The sequence below is a fragment of the Janibacter melonis genome, assembly GCF_003721155.3.
Taxonomy (GTDB): Bacteria; Actinomycetota; Actinomycetes; order Actinomycetales; family Dermatophilaceae; genus Marihabitans; species Marihabitans melonis.
Window position 1 is genome coordinate 2,534,367 of sequence record NZ_CP044548.2, and the last position, 20,015, is coordinate 2,554,381.

Sequence of the window (20,015 nt, forward strand, 5' to 3'; positions counted from 1 at the left end):
CGCTCAGACTGCGACCGGCCGCACCGGCTCCGAGGTGACGACGTCGGCGGCCTGCCGGCCGTTACTGGAGACGGCGTCCCTGGCGGGGTTGTCTTCCGCGTGGAGGACAGACCTCACGAGCTCAGCCGGGAGGTCAGCGGCGTCGCGTTCGACGTGAGACCGCAACACGTGCCAGGCCGCGCCGACTGCAACGCCGTTACCGACCTGCTTGTAGGACGCAGAGTCCCGCTGTTCCCCGAAGGTGAAAGAGCGGGGGAAGCCCTGCAGGCGAGCGGCTTCATGCGGAGTGAGCCGGCGGCGGCGGGGACCGTAGATCGACGTCTGCGTGATGGCGACGAGCGCAGGCAGGTAGGTCGCGGCCTTCGCCCTGATGCCGGACGGGCGGAAGTGCATCACCGTGTCCCACAGGCTGGCGGTGTCCTGCGCCTGCCACTCGAGCTTGCGACGTGAGGCCGGGAAGGCCTTGAACCCGGGGTGGGCCTTGCGCCACTCGTCGACGACCGTCTTGTTGTCGTCGTAGAAGCGGGCGTTCTTGATGAGGATCTGGCTCTTCCACCGCGGTAGGGCCTCGAGCTCGACGGGGTCGAGCGTGCGCTCCGGCACGAAGTGATCCGCCCACAGCGGGAAGCCGGGGAGGCGCGTGCCGGTCCTCGACCAGATGCGCTGAACCAGGTCGTCCCAGGCGTCGACCCAGGCTACCTCGTCCGCGCTCAGGCGATAGCGCTGGATGTCCTTGATCGACTCGTCTGCGTCGAGGACCCACTCGGTGCGCCAGTCCGTGGCCTTCCAGCCGTCGACCGGGGCGCGGACCACCGTCGGAGCAGGCTGCTGGCCTGCCTCCAGCTCTTCGCGCACGCGCTCAGGTCCGATGTAGGTGCCGAGGATGAAGACCCGGTCGCGCACCTGCGGCGTGCCACCCATCTCCGGCGGCAGGAAGTGCGGGGAGAAGACCGTCGGCGTCTCGGAGACGCGGTACCCGATCTCGCGCAGCGTGCGGATGATCGTCTCCCACTCGTGCCGGTGACGCGGCCCCGCGATGTTCCGCACGTTCTCCAGCAGCACGACCGCGGGCGTGCGGTCCTGCAGGATGCGAGCGATGTTCCAGAAGAGCGTGCCGCGGGCCTCGTCCATCCCGCGCTGGTAACCGGACTTCGAGAAGGGCTGGCATGGAAACCCGGCGGCGAGAACGTCGTGCTCGGGGACCCCGACCTCTTCGTCCTCCGGGGTGTCCAGCGTGATGTCCGTGTTGACCACGGGCCGGCGGTGCTCGGGCAGCGGGTCGATCCAGTTGCGGGCGTACGTGATCCGAGCCTCGCGGTCGATCTCGGAGACGTAGACGCACTCGCCACCGGCGTGGTCGAGCATCGCGTGGAAGCCCCCGATCCCGGCGAACAGGTCTACGTAGCGAAAGGCCGGAGCAGCGCCCGGGGACGCGAGGTCGCTCGGTCGGTCGTGCCGGTTGACGCTGGTGAGCTCGTTCACGTGTACGAGCTTAGCAGCTGAAGCGTCAGCTATTTGGGAACTCCTTCGGGGTGTCCTCAGGTCGAGGTCGAACGATTGTTGCAGCACGCTACCTCCGCAGGTCGGCACCCCCGCTCGACCCTGCAGATGGTGTGATTGATCGTGAGCCGAGATCTCATCATCGAGCGCCGACAACGAAGGGGGACGGGCCGTGGCGACCTTCAACGTCCCCCGTCATCCCGGGGCTTCATCCCCTTCGCTCTCGGCCCGCATGTCCGTCGCGAGGAGACGCGACACCGCTCCTGAGGTGGCTCTTCGCCGCGAGCTGCACGCCCGCGGTCGACGGTTCCGACTCGTCGTCAAGGTGCCTGGCAACAACCGGCGAACGATCGACATCGCCTTCCCTCGGCAGCGGCTGGCGGTCTTCGTCGACGGCTGCTTCTGGCACGGCTGCCCGGAGCACGGGACCAGGCCGGCGGCGAACTCGGCGTGGTGGGAGCAGAAGCTCGCCGCGAACTACGGCCGCGATCGCGACACCGACGGCCTGCTCGAGGCCGCAGGGTGGCGCGTCCTGCGGATCTGGGAGCACGTCGACCCCGCCGCAGCGGCCGACGAGGTCGAGCGACTCCTCGACGAGACCGAGGGCTGAGCAGTCACCGCTGCTCGAGAAGCCCCAGCACGTACCCGATCTGCCCCTGGTGCTGCGTGATGTCCCCGATGACGGAGACGAGCCGGGCCTGGGCGGTGACGTCCTCGCCGTCGAAGGTGTCGACCACCGTCGTGAGGTCCTCGTCGCTCATCGACCCCAGCACCTCCTGAGTCCGCTCGTGCACGGCCGTGAGGTAGCCGAACAGCAGCTCGGCGTCACCCACCGAGAACTCGCCGACCTCCTCGCTGCTCTGCCCGTACCCGATCGAGTCGGAGTCGTACGGCAGCCCGAAGCGCTCCTCCCACTGAGGCCACGCCTCCTCGACGGGGTGACCCACCCCCTTCGCCACCCCCGCGAGGTGGTCGTCCTGGACCCGCGCGAGGTGCCAGACGAGCCACGCGACGGGGTTCGCGTCGGGCGCGGGGCGCCACAGCAGGTCGTCGGCCGAGCGACCGCGGACCTGGTCGGGCAAGCCGTCGCGCACACGCTCGAAGGCCTCGCGGATGACGTCGAGGGCGGGGGTCGGGCGGGTCTGCTCAGTCATCTGACCAGCGTGCCACCGCGGTCCTACGATCGGCCCATGGCCGACTTCGTCATCTCGCGCTCCACCCACGTCGCCGCGGACCCGGAGGTCGTCCGCGCGTGCGTCGACGACTTCCACGAGTGGGTCGCGTGGTCGCCCTGGGAGGGCAGCGACCCCGATCTGCAGCGCACGTACTCCGGTGCCGAGCGCGGGACGGGCGCTCGCTACGAGTGGCGCGGCAACGCCAAGGCCGGTCAGGGCTCGATGACCGTCACGGGCTCGACCCCGCAGCAGGTCGACGTCGACCTCGCCTTCCTCAAGCCCTTCAAGGCGACGAACCAGGTGACCTTCGCGCTCGTCCCCTCCGCCCAGGGCGGCACCGACGTCACGTGGACGATGCGCGGGACGCGAGGCGTCGCGGGCCAGGCCTTCGCGAAGGTGCTGCGTCTCGACGCCAAGCTCGGCGGCGACTTCGAGCGCGGGCTCGTGCAGCTGAAGGCGCTCGCGGAGGAGCGGGCGAAGGGGTGACCGCTCGGGGTGAGGTGGTGGTCTCGAGGCTCGGGCCTGGCGGCCCTCGCACCTCGACCAGCAACAAGCTCGGGCGCTGAGCGCCCTCGCACCTCAACCACCAATGGCGCTCAGACAGGGACAGCGGTGACGACGACGTTGTCGCGGTAGTGCCGCTCCATCCCGTCGGAGATCACCGGGCCGCCGCACGTGACGAGCGCGAGCTGGCGGGTGCTGTCGGTCGCGAAGATCTCGCGGGGGAGCGCGACCTTCGAGTACTGCTGCAGCGAGGACACGACGAAGTCGCTGCGCCGGCCCTGCTCGTCGGTGACGTAGACGCGCGCGCCGACCGGCATCTGGGCCAGCGGTGACAGCGCGCCGGGGGTGCCGCCGAGGTCGACGTGCCCGGCGAGCAGCGTCGTGCCCTCACCGGCGGACAGGCCCGCCGACTCGGTGTCGATGCCGACCCGCCACGGCTGGTCCGGCACCGTGAGCCGACCTCCGCTGAAGCGCACCGGCGCCAGGCTCGCGTAGATCCGCAGAGCCGGCACGTAGAGCCGGTCCGGCCCCATGTCGTCGGGGTCCATCTGCCCGACCGGGTCTGCCGGCGCGCTCGAGGACGAGTCGTCCGGGATCGGCTCGACCGGCGCCGCGGTCACCGGGTCGGGCGTCGGCTCGGCGACGACGTACGTCTCGCTCGGCCTCAGCGCGGCGACCGGCGGCTCGGTGCGCAGGGACATCCAGATGACGAGCCCGCCGATGCTCACGAGCGCGACGGCGAGGGTGAGCAGGGTGGCCCGCTTCGCGTCCGGGCTCACGCTGGTGCCGTCACGAGCGGTCGAAGGGGGTCAGCGGCGGGTCAGGCGACGCGGCGGATCCGCAGGGCACAGCCGACACCGGCGGCGACGAGGAGGCTGCCGCCGAGCAGACCGAGGAGGTCGGCCTGATCGCCGAAGCCGCTGTCGATGAGCATCGCTCCGCTGCGGTCAGTGGAGCCGTAGTCCCATGTCTCGCACGCGACAGCATCACGGTCCGCGTCGAGACCATCCGGGTCCATGGTCGGGCCGCCCTTGCTGACGTAGTACGCCTGAGCCTCGGCCTGCGAGCTGAAGTCGCGGCAGTCCTTGTCGTTCGGACCGACCGCCGGCACGGCGACCTTCGGTGCTGCGGCGGCGGGCTTGGCGGGCGCAGCCTTGGCCGCGGGGACCGCCTTGGGCGCGGCGGCCCTCGGCGCGACTGCCTTCGGAGCAGCAGCCTCCTTCGGCGCAACCTGGGGAGCGGCCGCCTTCGGGGCTGCCGCCTGCGGTGCCGCGGCGGGAGCCTGCTGCTGCGCGGCCACCGGAGCCTCCGCAGGAACGGCCGCGGGCGCCGCGGCGGGAGCAGCCTGGGGAGCAGCAACAGGCGCCTGCGCCGGCGTCTCGACCGCCGGCACCTCGAGCTCCCCGCACGCCTGCGTGAGCAGCGACTCGGTCGCAGCCCCGCCACCGGCGAGACCGATGGGTGCCCAGTCCGTGCCCTCGACGGCCGCGGCCGGGTCGAGCCCGCCGGCGTGGAGCGCGACGGCCATGACCGAGGGCGACCCCCCGTCGACGACCGCGTCGGCCGGAGCGAGGGTCGCGGTGATTGCGCCTCCCGACGCGGCCGGGGCCAGCCCCCGGGCGACGAGGGCGTCGCGCACGGCGTCGGTCGTCGCGGCGTCGGCGGCGCTGGTGATCGTCACGGTCGTACCGGGCTCGCACAGCGCACCTCCGCCCGCGGCGAGGGCCGGGCTCGCGAGCACGGGCGTGGCGAGCCCGAGCGAGACAGCGGCGATGGCGAGAGCGGTGCGGTGGGCAGCGCGCATCGGGTGGTACCTCCCCTGCAGGCACCGGACGTGGCGTCGCCGGTGCGAGATGGCAGCAGTATGCCCAGGTCACCGCCCCGCCGCCTCACGACACCGCCCGCCCGGCGCGACTGTGCGCCGGGCGGTCGGTCTCACACGCGGGCGACCGACGCCGCCAGGACCCGCGCCTCCGCCCGCTCGAAGGCTTCGCGGTCGAGCACGACGTAGCGGGCGTCCTTGTCGTGCACGCGGATCCGCTCGCCGATGTCTGCCCCGGCCTGCGCCAGCCGGCGCATCATCGCGACATTCCGCTCGTCGGGCTCGGCGACCACCCGCCGCACCCCGTCACGCCCGAAGGCGAGCCGCATCGCGGCGATCATCGCCGTCTCGGTCCGGTCGAGACCGGCGACGCCGACCGCCCCCGGCCCGACGAAGAGGTGGAGGCCGAGGTCCCCTTCGCGCACCTCGACGACCTCGCCGAGGGGGTCCTGCGCCGGGTCGTAGAGCTGCACGAGCGCGCACGGCCGGTCGTCGACGTGCACGAGGTACGCGTCGTGGGCGGGCAGCGACGCCACGTACTCGTAGGTCTGCGCGACCTCCTCGACGCTCTGGTCGCCCATGCCCCAGAAACGTCCTCGCGGCTGCGTCACCCACCGGTGCACGAGCGCGGCGTCAGCGCGCGGGTCGAGCAGCCGGGCGGTCGCCTCGGCACCGCCGGGCAGCGGGATGGTCACGGTCATCGGGTCTCCTGTCGGGACGGGGAGGGTGGTGCCGGCTGCCCACAGCGGCGCCTGGTCGAGGGCGTGGGGCGCGTCGAGCACCCCGTCGGCGCCGAAGGGGACGACCCACCGGCTGCGCGAGCGGTCGCCGAGGTCCCACAGCACCCGAGCGGCGGGTCCGCGGACGACGTCGTACCCGGTGCCGGTGTGGGTGCTCGTCGCGCAGACCGCGTCGTCAGCCCCGCTCACCGGGGTCCGCAGCCGCGGGGTCGCCGAGCCCGGCGGCACGAGCGGGAGCACCCGGTGCAGCTCGCCCCACGTCGCCGGCCGACCCTCCGCGGCCACCGCGTGCAGGGCCGCCCGCGTCGCCGGCTCGAGCGCGAGGCCCAGCCCCTCGCCGCGCTCGACGACCCGCTCCAGGCTCGTCGTCACCCGGGCGAGGGGGTCGGTCCACGGCGCGTAGAGGGCGGGCAGCCCCGTCCCGGGGCGAAGGGGGAGCAGCGCCGGGTCGTCGAGGACGGCCTGCGCGAGGTGCAGGCGGAAGCGGGCGGCGAGCGCCGCCCCTTCGCTCGCCGCGACCATCGCGCCGTCGAAGCCGAGCAGCTCCTCCCGGACCTGCGCCGCCTCCGGGTCGAGGCCGCGCCCGACGACCGGGCGGGCCAGCAGCCCGCGCAGGACGGGCCACGACCCGCTCACCGCGTCCCGCTGGATCTGCGCGCAGTCGTCGAGGGTGACCTGGTCGTGCGGCTCGAGGAGGCTCTCGACCCGTCGCGCCCGGTGGTGGGGTGCGAAGGCCCGCCCCCACGGGGCGGTGAGCGCGCTCGCGTGGTTCGCGTGCACGGCGACCGACCCGTCGGACACGACGCGGGTGGTCCTCGTCGTCGGCCCCGCGGCGGTCAGCCCGGCGACCCGCTCGAGCACCCGCCCCGTGCTGTCGGCGACGAGCACCGCGTTGACCGGCTCGACCCAGTGCTCCAGCGCGGCGTCGACGTCCTCGACGTCGTGGGCGACCAGCAGGTCACGCCAGGCCCGCACGCCGACCCGCGAACCCACCCACGCGGGAGTCCGGAGCCGACGTGCGGGCCGCCCGGCCACGGGGTCGAGCACGACCGGCCCGTCCGTGGCCTCGTCCGCCAGGGGCCCGTCGTCGACGAGCTCCTGGTAGTGCGCCATCGCGTTGGTGATGACCCACGCGACGTCACCCGCGTGCCCGAAGTGGGGCACGCCGGGCACGCCGGGGAAGGCGAGGCCGAGCACGTCGACCCCGTCCTCCTCGGCGACGAGATGCACCTGCTGGTAGATGCCCGGGCACTCCAGCAGCCGGTGCGGGTCGGCCGCGAGCAGCGGCGCCCCGGTCGCGCTGCGCGACGGCGTCACAGCCCACGCGTTGCTGCCCGACAGCGCCGGGTGGCCGTGCGCCGGCGCGAGGACGTCGGCCCACTGCTCGCCGAGCGTGTCCTCGACGTGCTCGCGCCACAGCTCGTGCGGATAGCTGCCGAAGAGCACGTGGTTGACGAGGAAGACCCCGATCGGCGACCACGGCGCCCACCGCCCGGGCTGCACCCGGGCGGCGGCCATCTCGGGGGAGCGGGCGGCGCCGACCTGCATGCCGTCGTTGACGCCGTCGACGTAGGCCTGCAGCCAGGCCGCGACCTCCGGCTTCTCCTCGAGCAGCCGCGCCCAGCACCGCAGCGCGAGCGCGTCGAGCCGGGCCCGAGAAGCCAGCTCGTCGACGCCTCGGCAGGACTCGTCGCCCAGCCAGTCGGCGAGCCCGCCGGTGCTGCGGCGTCGGTCGGTCTCGACCTGCCAGGCCCGGTCGTGCGCGCACGCCCAGCCCTGGGCGTACGCGAGGTCGTCCAGCCCGCGCCCGACGCACCGGGCGACGCCGTGCTCGTCGCGCTCGACCCGCCACCGCGCGCCGGAGGCGACGACCTCAGGCATCGGCGATCGGGTTGACGAGCTCGCCGACGTAGGTGAGCGACGAGGCCTGGTCGGCGAGGTCGACCATCTGCAGGGTGTTGCGCAGCTGGAGCCGGTTGAGGCACGAGTGGGCGAAGGTCGCCCGGTCCAGCGCGAGGTCGGCGGCCACCGGGCCGCCGTCGCGCACCGTCTCGGCGACGCACGCGCGCACGAGCGCCCAGAAGTCCTCGCCGTCGAGCAGCCCGTCGTCGGCGAGGATCTCGGCGACGTAGCGCAGCACGCCGTCCATGACGTCGGTGAAGAAGGACTGCGCGGTGAGCTCGACGTCGTCGGCCATCCGCACGCGCTCGACCTCCTCGGGCAGCGGCCCGGAGCCGAGGTAGGCGACCTCCTCGCCGATGTCCTTCATGATCGCGCGCGCCGGCACGTGGTCCGGCCCGAGGACGAGCACGAGGTTCTCGCTGTGCGGCATGAAGGCCATCCGGTGCACCCGCAGGCAGTGCACGACCGGGCGCACGTACGCGCGCAGCAGCGCCCGCACCCACTGCTCCGGGCCTACCGCGCTCGCGCGGATCCACTCCCCGAGCAGCGACACCCCGTCGCGGTCACGGTGGAGCGTGCCGGCGAGGGTCGCCAGGCGTTCGCCGGGGGCGAGCAGGGGAGCCGGGTGGTCGCGCCACAGCGCGGCCACCATCTTCGTGTGCGCGGTGCGGGTGCCGAGCTGGTGGTAGGCGTCGCCGGTGTAGCCGATCGAGGCCACCTCGGGCAGCACGGTGAAGCCGCACGACGCGAGCACCGGGTCGCCGTCGAGGGTGTCGAGGACCCACTCGTTGATCGCCGGGGTGACGCGCATGTACGCCGGCGAGAGCCCCCGCAAGAAGCCCATGTTCTGGATGGCGCAGGCGGTCTTCACGTACCGGCTCTCGCGCTGCATCGGGTAGAAGGTGCGGATCGACTGCTGCGCCCGGTAGTGCTGCTCGCCGGCCCCGAGGTGCACGAGGTCGCGCCGGGCGAGGTCGGGCGCGAAGGTCACCGCGATCTTGTGCTCCATCTGCCACGGGTGCACCGGCAGCCAGACGTAGTCGTCGGGGTCCTCCCCGAGCGCCGTGAGGTGCACGCGGAAGCCGTCGATCACCCCTTCGCCCAGCTCCTCGCGGTAGAGCCGCTCCTCGGTGAGCTCGCCGCCGAGCGCGAGGTGGGTCAGCGAGCGGCGGGCCGCGAGCCACTCCAGGCGCACGGGCGCACCGGACTCCGGGGCGTAGCGGGCGTGGTCGAGCACGCCGAAGCCGATCCGGCCGTTGTTCGCGACGAAGGCCGGGTGCCCCTCGCTCATCGCCTGCTCGACGTCCTGGAAGTCGGCGTCGACGAGCTCGGTGCTCGTACAGCGCTGGTGGGTCCACTTGTGGCACAAGGAGGCGATCGTCGAGGCGATCTCCTCGAGGTAGACCGAGCGCAGGTGCTCGGGGATGCCGAGGACGGGGGCGAGCTGGCTGAGGAGCAGCTGCGCGTCGACCGGGCCGGAGTCGTGCTCGACCGAGGCCGGGTCGACCCGCCAGTGCTCGAGCGCGTGCCGCGTCGCGGCGAAGCTCCACCGCGCTCCGCTCGGGGTCGTGACGACGTACCGCTGGTCGCTGGTCGAGGTGCGACGGGCGCCCTGCGCCCGAGCCTCGAGACCACCGACCTCCTCGACCACCTCAGGCGTGATGAGGTGCTCGTGCGTCAGCTCGCCCAGCGCCTTCGCGGCGACGTGGCGGTGGGCCCGCTCCGCGACGTCCGGCCGCAGGTGGGCCAGCAGTGTGCGTCGCCCGAGCTCGCTCGTGCGGTACTCGTGCGCGGTGACGACCCCGAGCAGCGCCGTCTTGCCCGCGAGCGGCACCGCCCGCTGCACGCGGATGCCGGCGAGCGCGTTCTTCGCGTGGATCGCGTCGTTGCGCACGTCCGGCTCGACGACGACGCGCAGCGCGCCGAGCGGCCCGACGCACAGCTCCATCACCGCGCGCATCACCTCGGTCGTCGTGCCGGGCACGGGGTGCTCGGCGCGCGCGACGAGGACGTGCATCCCGAGGTCGCCGCGGGCGATCTCGGGCAGGTCGGCGAGCTCGCTGCCCGCCGGGTCGTAGGTCTCGACGAGGAAGGTCGGGCGGCCGTCGACCTCGCCGAGCCAAGCGTCGTGGTCGTCGCGGGCGTCGATCTGGGCGTAGGCCTCGCGCACCTGCTCGGCGCTCCAGCCCTCCATCTGCCAGTAGCGCGCCCGCGGCGTCGTCACCCAGGCGTGCAGCCGGTCGGCGTCGAGCCCGAGGTCGAGCGGGCGGATGGTGATCTCGCCGATCGGCGAGGGCAGGCGCAGGCGGGGCGAAGGGGTGACCGTCGCCCCCTTCGTCGTCGTGGTCTCGAGGGTGGCGGTCATCGGGTCACCTCCAGGTGGCGGGCCGGGCGGGCGGGCGCGGGGGCGCCCGCCCCGGCGGGGACGCCGAAGTCCTGGAAGGCGATCCGGCGCTCGACGGGGTAGATCTCCTCGCCGAGCAGGTCGGCGAGGATGACGGAGTTGCGCCACGCGCCCATGCCGAGGTCGGGGGCGATGAGCGAGTGGACGTGCTCGTCGCCGTTCTGCATGTAGACGCGGCCGTGGGGGGCGTCGGGCTCGGCGAGGTCGACGCGGAAGGCGGCGTCGGTGACGAGACGGCCGCGCTCGTCGCAGCGCAGGTGCCCGAGCACGGGGTCGAGCATCGCGGGGACCCGCGGGGTGTACCCGGTGGAGAGGACGACGGCGTCGGTCGTCAGCGTGTAGCCGCGGTCCTGCTCGAGGTGGTGCAGGTCGAGCACGGTACGCCCGTCCTCGTCGCGCCCGCCGCGCAGCTCGCTCGAGGTGGCGAGCGTCGTCGCGACGCCGCCCTGCTCGACCTCGATCCGGTAGAGGGTGTCGTAGATGGCGTCGACGAGCTCGCTGCTGATGCCCTTGTAGAGGTGGCGCTGGCTGCGGGCCAGCCCCGCGCGGACCGGCTCGGGCAGCTCGCGGTGGTAGCGCGCGTAGTCCGGCGAGGTCATCTCGAGCGTGAGCTTCGTGTACTCCATGGGGAAGAAGCGGGGGCTGCGCGTCACCCAGGCGACGTGCCGGCCCGTGCCCTCGGCCCGCTGGAGGAGGTCGTGGTAGATCTCGGCGGCCGACTGGCCCGAGCCGACGACCGTGACGTGGTCGAGCGCGGCGAGGTCGTCGCGTCGCTGGAGGTAGTGCCCGCTGTGCACGACGGTGCCGGTGATGCCGGCCGCGGCGGCGGGGTAGCTGGGCTCGGTGCCGATGCCCAGCGCCAGGTGCCGGGTGAGCCGCTCGACGGGGGCGCCGCCGTCGCGCTCGCTCGTCACGACGAAGCCCTCGTTGTCGCGCTCGACGGCGACCACCCGCTCGCCGTAGTGGAGGGTCTGCAGCTGGTCGCTCACCCAGCGGCAGTAGCGCTCGTACTCGGCGCGAAGGGGGTTGAGGTCCTCGCGGATGTAGAAGGAGTAGAGCCGCCCGCACGCCTTGAGGTAGGCGAGGAAGGAGTACGGCGAGGTCGGGTCGGCGAGCGTCACGAGATCGGCCATGAAGGGCAGCTGGATCGTCGAGCCCTCGATGAGCATCCCCGGGTGCCAGCGGAAGTCGGCGTCGGCCTCGACGAAGGCCGTGCTCGGGGCGCCGAGCGGCTCGGTGAGGGCGGCCAGCCCGAGGTTGAAGGGGCCGAGCCCCACCCCGAGCAGGTCGACCCGCTCCGGGGTGCGAGAGTCGGTGCGGTCGCGCACGTCAGTCCTCCTACGGTTGGTTAGGTGAGGCAAACCTAAGTCACGTGCAGGACCGGCGCACCTCGACACCGAGACGTGGACCGTCGGTGGGCGGTGCGAAGGTGGTCTCGTGACCCCTCCTCACCACGACGTCGACCGGCTGCTCGCCGACATCCGCACCGGGAGCCTGCGCGTCACCCGGCGCACGAGCGCGATCGCGCTGCTGCTCCACGGCGGTCGCTCGGTGCAGACGCAGCCCGACCGCTTCCGCGACATCTCCTACCTGCGGATGCTCCCCTTCGGGATGGCCGTGATGCGCGCCTCCCGCGGCCGGGTCGCGCCCTACCTCGTGCACAACACCCACGGCGGGTGGATCGCCTCGTCCGGCAGCGGGCTCGTCCAGGCGAGGGCCCTCGTGCGCGGGCTGAGCGAGACCCACGGGCTGCCGGTCGTGCTCCTCGGGCACTCCAGCGGCGGATGGGCGGCCCTGCGCATCGCCGACGAGCCCGGTGTCGCCGGGGCCGTCGCCCTCGCCCCGTGGGTCGACGAGGGCGAAGGGGTCGACCACCTCGTCCGCTCCGACGCCCACGTGCGCGTCATCCATGGCGAGGCCGACACCGTGTGCAGCCCCGTGCGCTCGCGGGCCTACGTCGAACGGGCCGTGCGGGCCGGCGTCGACGCGACCTTCGAGGGCGTGCCGGGCGGCAACCACGCGATGCTCGACCGGCCGTGGCGCTGGCACCGCCGGGCCGGCGAGGCCGTCACCGGTCTCGTCCCCGGCGTCTGACGCCGACCTCCGCGGCGGAGCACACTGGCCTCATGGCCGACGTCGTGACGCTCACCGGCAGCTGCTCCTTCCGCCTCATGCCCGATGACCCCCTCGTCGAGGCGACGTCGAGCGCGACCCTGACGACCCTGCCCGACGGCGCGGTCGTCCTCGGCTACCGCTGGACCCACCCGACCGACGGCGACCAGCACGGAAGCCTGCTCGTCGGACGCGCGGAGGAGGGCGCGGTCGAGGCCGCCTGGTACGACACGTGGCACCAGCACCCGGGCCTGATGACGCTCACCGGGCGCCGCGAGGGCGCGCACCTGCGTCTCGAGGCGACGTACGGGCAGGAGTGGGGCTGGCAGGTCGAGCTCGACCTCGGCGAGGGCTCGACGGCGATGACGATGCGCAACGTCGTCCCCGCCTCGGCGGCGAGCGAGACGACCCCCGCCGGCCCCTACGACGTCATGGTGGCGCGCTGGTCCTAGGCGCACGGGGTCCTTGCCGCACCGGGTCCCAGGCGCACGGCGAAGGGGGCGGGCCCCGTCGTCCTGGACCCGCCCCCTTCGTCGTCCTGCCCGCCCCCGGCTACAAAACCCTGCCAGCAGCCTTTCGACGTGCCAGGACCCTGTCGAGACCCTGCTGGCTCATCAAGACCCAGCCAGCAGGGTTTTGTACGGGGGGTGGCTGGTCCTAGCCCATGGCGAAGGGGGCGGGTCCCGTCGTGCTGGACCCGCCCCCTTCGTCGTCCTGCCCGCCCCCGGCTACAAAACCCTGCCAGCAGCCTTTCGACGTGCCAGGACCCTGTCGAGACCCTGCTGGCTCATCAAGACCCAGCCAGCAGGGTTTTGTACGGGGGGTGGCTGGTCCTAGCCCATGGCGAAGGGGGCCGGCCCAGTCGTGCTGGGCCCGCCCCCTTCGCCGTCGTGGCTCGGTCAGCCGACGATCTCGGCCGTCGTCGCAGAGCTCGTCGCCCAGCGCTCGTAGTGGTCGAGGACGTCGTGACAGATCTCGTCCTGGCTTCGGTCCATGAGGCTGTAGCGACCACCGGTCGGCAGGACGACCTCGAGGACGGTCGTCATGTCGTCGGCCTCGCGCACGCCCGCGCCGTAGCTCGGCGCCGGGGAGCGCCGGACCTCGACGGGGTAGCGGAAGTCGGTGACCTCGCCGGGCACGACGAGCGTGGCGGAGCGCACGAGCCGGCCCTCGCCCTCGACCTCCTCGACGACGGCGTCGAGACCCTCGCCGGACAGGCCGTCACGCACGTCCTGCAGCGCGGGGAGCACGACGCGGTCGAGCCGGCGTGCGGCCTGCTCGGGTGACACCCGGCCGAAGCCCTCGGACAGCCGACGACGCCACGACCCGGCTCCGCGCGAGCGGCCGGCCAGCGAGCTCGCGAGCGAGGTGCGGATCGCGTCGGTCATGACGCGCTCCTCCTCGAGCGCCCGGTGCAGGCCCCACATGACGAGGACCATGACGACGGCGAAGGGCAGCCCCATGATGATCGTCGCGTTCTGCAGCGCCGGGATCCCGCCGACGACGAGCATCGCGATGGTGAGCACCGCCGTCGCGACCGCCCAGAGAATGCGCAGCCACGGGGCGGCGTCGGTGTCGGGGTCCTCGAGCTCGGCCGAGAGGTTGGCCATGACGAGCGCGCCGGAGTCGGCCGAGGTGACGTAGAAGAGCAGCCCGACGAAGGTCGCGAGCGCGACGAGGACGAGCGCGCCCGGGGTGTCCTGGAGCAGGGCGAAGAAGCCGGCCTCGGGCGTGTTGACCGCTGCCTCGCCGAAGCCGGTGTCGCCCTCCATGATCTTCTGCACCGCGCTGTTGCCGAAGACCGTGACCCACATGACGATGTAGCAGAAGGGGATCGTCAGCGTGCCGACGACGAACTGGCCGATGGTGCGCCCCTTGCTGATCCGGGCGAGGAACATCCCGACGAAGGACGCCCAGGCGATCCACCACGCCCAGAAGAAGAGCGTCCAGCCGCCCATCCACTCGGCGTCGTAGTCGAAGGCCATCGTGTCCATCGTCATGCCCGGGAAGAGCGAGACGAAGTCGCCGACGTTCATCACCGCGGCGCGCAGCAGGAAGGCCGTGTCGCGGGTGACGAGCACCCACGCGGCGAGGAGCAGCGCGAGCAGCACGTTGAGCTGCGAGAGCACGCGGATGCCGCGGTCGACGCCGGTGACCGCCGAGACCGTCGCGACGCCGACGGCGAGGACGACGAGCCCGATCTGGGCGGGCACGCCCTGCGGGATGCCGAAGAGGATGTCTAGGCCGACGTTGAGCATGACGACGCCGATGCCCAGCGAGGTCGCGATGCCGAAGATCGTGCCGAGCATCGTCGCGATGTCGACGGCCGCGCCGGCCGCCCCCTTCGTGCGCCGACCGAGGATCGGCGAGAGGGCGGAGCGCACGGCGAGCGGCAGGCCCTTGCGGTGGGCGAAGAAGCCGAGCGCGATGCCCATGAGGGCGTACATGCCCCACCCGGTGATGCCGTAGTGGAAGAGCGTCCACACGGTCGACTCGCGGGCCGCCTCGAGCGTGCCGCCCTCGCCCTGCGGCGGGGCGAGGTACTGGCTCGCGGGCTCGGCGACGGCGAAGAACATCACGTCGGTGCCGATGCCGGCGGCGAAGAGCATCGAGGCCCAGGCGAAGGTGGAGAACTCGGGCCGGTCGTCGTCACGGCCGAGGCGGACCTTGCCGTAGCGCAGCCCGACGTAGACGACGAAGACGAGGATGACGGTGGCCAGGAGGATGTAGAACCACCCGAACCACTCGCTCGTCCACCCGACGACGGAGCCGAGGACCTCCTCGGAGCGCTCGGGGGCGATGAGCGCCCATAGCGCGACGACGGCGGTGACGGCGCCGACGGCGAGGACGACGGGCCACTTCGTGCGGGTGGTGCTCGGACCTGGCGGCGTGCTCGTGGTGGTCGTGCTCATCGGGTCTCCTCCGTCGCGCGGGCCATGGCGGTCAGGGCGCTCGGCTGCTCGGCCGCGGCGTCCCAGGCGTCGTTGCGCGGGTCACCCTGCGGGTAGAGCGGCATGCCCTGGCCGGCGCGGTAGACCGGCACGTCCTGGGGGGCCAGCGGGGTGTTGCCGGCGATGAGGTCGGCGGCCTTCTCGGCGACCATCATCACGGGCGCGTAGATGTTGCCGTTGGTGATGCTCGGGAAGACCGAGGCGTCGACGACGCGCAGCCCCTGCGTGCCGTGGACGCGCATGCTCGTCGGGTCGACGACGGACATCTCGTCGACGCCCATCTTCGCCGAGCAGCTCGGGTGCAGCGCGGTCTCGGCGTCGCGGCGGACCCAGTCGAGGATCTCCTCGTCGCTCTGCACGCCGGGGCCGGGGCTGATCTCGCCGCCGTCGAAGGGGGAGAACGCCGGCTGGGAGAGGATGTGGCGCGCGGCACGCACGACCTCGACCCACTCGCGGCGGTCGCGCTCGGTCGAGAGGTAGTTGAAGAGGATCGACGGGCGCACCGACGGGTCGTCGCTCGTGATGTGCAGCCGACCGCGCACGTCGGAGTTCATCGGTCCGATGTGCACCTGGTAGCCGTGCTTGCCCTCCGCCGCGGTGCCGTCGTAGCGCACGGCGATCGGCAGGAAGTGGAACATGAGGTTGGGGTACTCGACCTCGTCGTTCGTGCGGATGAAGCCGCCCCCTTCGAAGTGGTTGCTCGCCCCGACGCCGCGGTTGCGGAAGAGCCACTCGGCACCGATGTAGGGCGCCTTCCACTTCTTGAGCCACGGCGCGATCGAGACCGGCTGCAGCGAGGTGTGCTGGAGGTAGACCTCGAGGTGGTCCTGGAGGTTCTCGCCGACGCCCGGCAGGGCGACGCGCGTCTGCACGCCGGCCGCCGAGAGGACGTCGGGGTTGCCGACGCCGGAGACCTGGAGCAGGTGCGGCGAGGCGAAGGCGCCGCCGCACAGGATGACCTCGCCGGCGTCGACGCTGTGCTGGGTGCGCATCCGACGGTAGTCGACACCGGTGACACGGGTGCCCTCCCAGCGCAGCCCGGTGGCGGTCGACAGGGTGGAGATGTCGAGGTTCTTGCGGTCGCGGACCGGGCGCAGGTAGGCGCGCGAGGCCGACATCCGGCTGCCCTGGTATACGTTGCGGTCGAAGGGGGCGAAGCCCTCCTGGCGGTAGCCGTTGACGTCGTCGGTCGGCGCGTAGCCCGCCTCGCGGGTGGCCTCGAAGAAGGCCTGGAAGAGCGGGCTCGACGCCGGGCCGCGCTCGAGCTTGAGCGGGCCGGCGGAGCCGCGCCACGCGTCGGCGCCCTCGGTGCACGTCTCCATCCGGCGGAAGTAGGGCAGGCAGTGGGCGAAGTCCCACTGCTCCATGCCCTCGTTGCGGGCCCACGCGTCGTAGTCGCCGGGGTTGCCGCGCTGGAAGATCATGCCGTTGATCGAGGAGCTGCCGCCGAGGACCTTGCCGCGGGCGTGGGGGATGCGCCGGCCGTCCATGTGCGGCTCGGGGTCGGACTCGTAGGCCCAGTCGTAGAGGGGGTTGCCGGCGGGGAACATCAGCGCCGCGGGCATGTGGATGAGCGGGTCGGCCAGGACGTCGGAGCGGCCGGCCTCGAGGACGAGCACGGTCGTGCTCTCGTCGGCGGAGAGCCGGTTGGCCAGGGCGGAGCCGGCGGATCCTCCGCCGACGATGACGTAGTCGTACCGGGTGCGCATAGGTATCTCTCGTTCCGTAGGTGGTCCCGCTACCACGCAGTACTGGTCGTGATCACGACCAGTACTGCGTGGTAGGTCGCGGGGTAGGTGGCGTCGTGCGTCGGTGGTGCGGTGGGTGGGTGGCGTCGTGCGTCGGTGGTGCGGTGGGTGGGTGGTGTGTAGCGGGGGGCGAAGGGGTGGTCAGCCGCGGTCGGCGAACCAGTCGGCCTTCGCGGGACGGGTGTTGTGCCAGACGTGCTTGGTCTCGACGTACTCGTGCAGACCGGCGCGGCCGAGCTCGCGCCCGACACCGGACTGCTTCATGCCGCCCCACTCGGCCTGGGGCACGTAGGGGTGGAAGTCGTTGATCCAGATCGTCCCGTGGCGCAGCCGGCGGGCCACCCGCTCGGCGCGGCCGGCGTCCTGGGTCCACACGGCCCCGGCGAGGCCGTAGATCGTGTCGTTGGCGATGGCGACCGCGGCGTCCTCGGCGGCGTCGCGGTCGGCGCCGGAGAAGGTCTCGACGGTGAGCACCGGGCCGAAGGACTCGTCGTGCACGCAGCCCATCTCCTGAGTGCAGCCGTCGAGGATCGTCGGCGGGTAGTACCAGCCACCGGCGAGGTCGCCACCGGGGATCTCGCCGCCGGTGAGCAGCTGAGCACCCTCGGCGACGGCCGCCTCGACGTAGGCGTGCACCTTCGCGCGGTGCGCCTCGCTGATGAGCGGGCCGGTCTCGGCGTCCTCGTCGAAGGGTCCGCCGAGGCGGATCCCCTTCGCCCGCCGGACGAGCTCGGTGACGACCTCGTCGTGGATGCTCTCCTCGACGACGAGACGGGTGCCGGCCGAGCAGACCTGACCGGAGTCGAGGAAGACGGCGGTGAGGGCGTTGTCGATCGCGGCAGGCAGGTCGGCGTCGGCGAAGACGACGTTGGGGTTCTTGCCGCCGAGCTCGAGGGCGACCCGCTTCACGGTGGGGGCCGCGGCCGCCATGATCGTGCGGCCGGTCTGCAGCCCGCCTGTGAAGGACACGAGGTCGACGTCGGGGTGCTCGCTGAGCACCGCGCCGACCTCGGCGCCCGTGCCGAGGACGAGGTTGGCGACGCCCGCGGGCAGGCCGGCCCGCTCGAGCGCGCCGAGCAGCCAGATCGCGCTCTGCGGGGTGAGCTCGCTGGGCTTGAGGACGAAGGTGTTGCCGGCGGCCAGGGCCGGGGCGACCTTCCACGAGGTCTGCAGGAGGGGGAAGTTCCAGGGCGTGACGAGCGCGCAGACCCCGACCGGCTCGTGGACGACGCGCGACGCGACGTCGGGCATGCCGGTGTCGACGACCCGGCCGGCCTCGCCCTGGACCAGCGCGGCGAAGTGGCGGAAGACGCCGATGACGTCCTGCATGTCGATCCGCGACTCGACGAGCCGCTTGCCGGTGTCGAGCGACTCGAGCCGGGCGACCTCCTCGAGCTCGGCCTCGAGGAGGTCGGCGACGCGGGTGAGCACCCCGGCCCGCTCCGGGGTGGGGGTGGTCGGCCACGGCCCGTGGTCGAAGGCCCGGCGCGCGGCGGCGACGGCGGCCTGCGCGTCCTGCGACCCCCCTTCGCTCACGGTCGCGACGACCTCCTGGTCGGCCGGGCAGCGGATCTCACGGGTGGCTCCGGACGCTGCGGCCTGCCACTGGCCGTCGACGTAGAGGCTTGACATCGCTCTCCTTCTCGGTCGGGGCGGCCGGTCGGTCGAACGGCCGATAACGCACGTTTCAGTAACGCACGTTATAGACTTTCGGCATGGCTCGTCAAAGCACCCCGGTCCGCCAGCGTCTGCTCGACGCCGGTGACGAGGTCCTCTTCGTCGACGGCTCGGTGCACACGCCCGTCGACGTCATCTGCCGCGCTGCGGGCGCCTCGCCGCCGAGCCTGTACGCCCACTTCGGCAACAAGCACGGCTTCCTCGCGGCGGCGCTGCGCCGACGGCTCGACGTGTGGGCAGGCGTGTGGCAGCGGGCGATCGACGCGACCGACGACCCGGTCGAGCGGGTGCTCGCCGTCTTCCCGGCGCTGCGCGCCTACCAGGAGGAGTACCTGCGCGAGCGGTGGTGCGCCTTCTCCGCGACGACCTCCGCGGTCCCCGACCCGAGCCCCGAGCTCGAGGCGGTGCTCGCCGAGGAGCGCGCGATGCTGCACGACCGGATCTCCGCGACGGTCTCCGACCTGCCGCTGACGCAAGAGGCGGCTGCTGCGCTCGTGCGCCAGGTCGGCATCGCCTACGCCGGCACGATCGTGTCGATGCTGCGCGAGCCGGACGCCCCCTCCATCGCCGCCGGCGAGGAGACGGCGCGTGCCCTCGTCGAGGCGGCGCTCGCCCGGTCCTGAGACGAGGGGGTGCGCACGACGACCTCCCTAGGTTAGGGTCGCCTAACTTCACGAAGGGTGGCGTCATGGATGCAGCACGTCGGGCCAAGACCGTCCTCGCGACGGCGACCTCGGTCGAGGTCGGCTGCGCCGGCCGGCGGGTGCGCCTGTGGCGCCACGCCGTCGAGCAGACCGGGGGCCTGCTCTTCCCCTTCGCGCGGCTCGCGCCCGAGTGCGCGGACCGGGTCGTGCCCGGGGCGAAGGGGCCGCTCGTGCACGCCGTCGCCTCCGACGTCACCTCGGTGCCGCTTGCCGACCGCGTGCGCGGCACGGTCCGGCTCTCCGGGGTCCTCGAGACGGTGACCGACCCCTCCGACGACCTCGTCGAGCGCCTCGGCGCCCGACCCGGCGAGCTCGTCGCCCGGGTCGTGCCGCGCTCGGTGACCCTCGAGTGGCACGTCGAGAGCGGCGCGGGGGCGGGCGGGCCGGTGCCGGTCGAGCCGCACCGCCTCGCCGGCGCCCTCGTCGACCCGCTCGGCGGCTGGCAGGACGAGTGGATGGCGCTCCTCGACGCGTGCCACGGCGAGTCGCTGCGCTGCCTCGCCGGGTCGGTCACCTCGCTCGACGCGGCCGCCCGGGTGCGCCCGGTCCTCGCCGACGAGGGCGGGATCGTCCTGCGCGAGGAGCTGCCCGGCTGCCACCGCGACATCCGGGTCGCCTTCGCCGGCCCGGCCCGCTGCGGGTGCGAGGCCTCCGAGCGGCTCGAGGGGCTCATGCGCTCGCTCTGAGCGGTCCGGACGGACCCTGGACAGCCCAGGGTGCTCCGACCCCGTCGGCCCCTCCGCCTGGCCTACCGTCGAGACGAATCCACCCGTCGA

General features: G+C 73.0%; 16 protein-coding genes. 6 read left to right on the forward strand and 10 right to left on the reverse strand.

Annotated elements, in window-relative coordinates:
* Nucleotides 1–3: 3 nt before the first annotated feature.
* Entirely contained in the window at nt 4–1,482 is a 1,479-nt protein-coding gene (locus EEW87_RS12110) for a DNA cytosine methyltransferase (RefSeq protein WP_240341595.1), read from the reverse strand.
* A 250-nt stretch (nt 1,483–1,732) separates the two neighbouring features.
* Here EEW87_RS12110 and EEW87_RS12115 point away from each other — a divergent pair, with 250 nt between their 5' ends.
* Nucleotides 1,733–2,110 carry a very short patch repair endonuclease gene (locus EEW87_RS12115; protein WP_068271074.1) on the forward strand — a complete coding sequence of 126 codons (378 nt, stop codon included), beginning with the start codon at nt 1,733–1,735 and terminating at the stop codon, nt 2,108–2,110.
* Nucleotides 2,111–2,114: 4 nt separating this feature from the next.
* Here the strand turns inward: EEW87_RS12115 and EEW87_RS12120 are convergent, their stop codons facing one another.
* Nucleotides 2,115–2,654 (reverse strand): mycothiol transferase, encoded by a 540-nt coding sequence (locus tag EEW87_RS12120; RefSeq protein WP_123093191.1) that lies wholly within the window; start codon nt 2,652–2,654, stop codon nt 2,115–2,117.
* A 36-nt stretch (nt 2,655–2,690) separates the two neighbouring features.
* On the opposite strand from EEW87_RS12120, the gene EEW87_RS12125 reads away from it, so the two are divergent.
* Nucleotides 2,691–3,161, forward strand: coding sequence for an SRPBCC family protein (locus EEW87_RS12125; RefSeq protein WP_123093190.1), 471 nt, complete (start codon nt 2,691–2,693; stop codon nt 3,159–3,161).
* A 110-nt stretch (nt 3,162–3,271) separates the two neighbouring features.
* Here EEW87_RS12125 and EEW87_RS12130 read toward each other — a convergent pair whose 3' ends face one another.
* The 5 genes from EEW87_RS12130 to EEW87_RS12150 form a co-directional block, all read right to left on the reverse strand.
* Complete coding sequence (locus EEW87_RS12130; RefSeq protein WP_123093189.1) at nt 3,272–3,958, reverse strand: class F sortase; 687 nt, start codon at nt 3,956–3,958, stop codon at nt 3,272–3,274.
* 41 nt (nt 3,959–3,999) lie between these two features.
* Nucleotides 4,000–4,983, reverse strand: a complete 984-nt coding sequence (locus EEW87_RS17175; RefSeq protein WP_123093188.1) for an excalibur calcium-binding domain-containing protein — start codon at nt 4,981–4,983, stop codon at nt 4,000–4,002.
* Nucleotides 4,984–5,114: 131 nt separating this feature from the next.
* Complete coding sequence (locus EEW87_RS12140; RefSeq protein WP_123093187.1) at nt 5,115–7,622, reverse strand: GNAT family N-acetyltransferase; 2,508 nt, start codon at nt 7,620–7,622, stop codon at nt 5,115–5,117.
* Entirely contained in the window at nt 7,615–10,008 is a 2,394-nt protein-coding gene (locus EEW87_RS12145) for a GNAT family N-acetyltransferase (protein ID WP_123093186.1), read from the reverse strand. Before EEW87_RS12145 ends, EEW87_RS12140 begins: the two co-directional genes overlap by 8 nt.
* Nucleotides 10,005–11,375: a lysine N(6)-hydroxylase/L-ornithine N(5)-oxygenase family protein gene (locus tag EEW87_RS12150; RefSeq protein WP_123093185.1), complete on the reverse strand. Its 1,371-nt coding sequence runs from the start codon at nt 11,373–11,375 to the stop codon at nt 10,005–10,007. The genes EEW87_RS12145 and EEW87_RS12150 overlap by 4 nt, the downstream gene beginning before the upstream one ends.
* 109 nt (nt 11,376–11,484) lie before the next feature.
* Here EEW87_RS12150 and EEW87_RS12155 point away from each other — a divergent pair, with 109 nt between their 5' ends.
* Together EEW87_RS12155 and EEW87_RS12160 are read left to right on the forward strand one after the other, a co-directional pair.
* A complete protein-coding gene (locus EEW87_RS12155) occupies nt 11,485–12,141 on the forward strand; it encodes a dienelactone hydrolase family protein (RefSeq protein ID WP_123093184.1) in 657 nt (218 codons plus the stop codon).
* 32 nt (nt 12,142–12,173) lie between these two features.
* Nucleotides 12,174–12,611 (forward strand): hypothetical protein, encoded by a 438-nt coding sequence (locus EEW87_RS12160; RefSeq protein ID WP_123093183.1) that lies wholly within the window; start codon nt 12,174–12,176, stop codon nt 12,609–12,611.
* 447 nt (nt 12,612–13,058) lie between these two features.
* On the opposite strand, the gene betT is transcribed toward EEW87_RS12160, so the two are convergent.
* From betT to EEW87_RS12175, 3 genes are all read right to left on the reverse strand, one after another.
* On the reverse strand, nt 13,059–15,071 hold the full coding sequence (betT, locus tag EEW87_RS12165; protein ID WP_123093182.1) for a choline BCCT transporter BetT: 2,013 nt from the start codon (nt 15,069–15,071) through the stop codon (nt 13,059–13,061).
* Nucleotides 15,068–16,819: a choline dehydrogenase gene (betA, locus tag EEW87_RS12170; protein WP_123093181.1), complete on the reverse strand. Its 1,752-nt coding sequence runs from the start codon at nt 16,817–16,819 to the stop codon at nt 15,068–15,070. Before betA ends, betT begins: the two co-directional genes overlap by 4 nt.
* Nucleotides 16,820–16,999: 180 nt before the next feature.
* Nucleotides 17,000–18,490: an aldehyde dehydrogenase family protein gene (locus EEW87_RS12175; RefSeq protein WP_123093180.1), complete on the reverse strand. Its 1,491-nt coding sequence runs from the start codon at nt 18,488–18,490 to the stop codon at nt 17,000–17,002.
* An 83-nt stretch (nt 18,491–18,573) separates the two neighbouring features.
* Here EEW87_RS12175 and EEW87_RS12180 point away from each other — a divergent pair, with 83 nt between their 5' ends.
* Both EEW87_RS12180 and EEW87_RS12185 read left to right on the forward strand, forming a co-directional pair.
* Entirely contained in the window at nt 18,574–19,158 is a 585-nt protein-coding gene (locus EEW87_RS12180; protein ID WP_123093179.1) for a TetR/AcrR family transcriptional regulator, read from the forward strand.
* 65 nt (nt 19,159–19,223) lie between these two features.
* Nucleotides 19,224–19,925: a hypothetical protein gene (locus EEW87_RS12185; protein WP_123093178.1), complete on the forward strand. Its 702-nt coding sequence runs from the start codon at nt 19,224–19,226 to the stop codon at nt 19,923–19,925.
* Nucleotides 19,926–20,015: the final 90 nt, after the last annotated feature.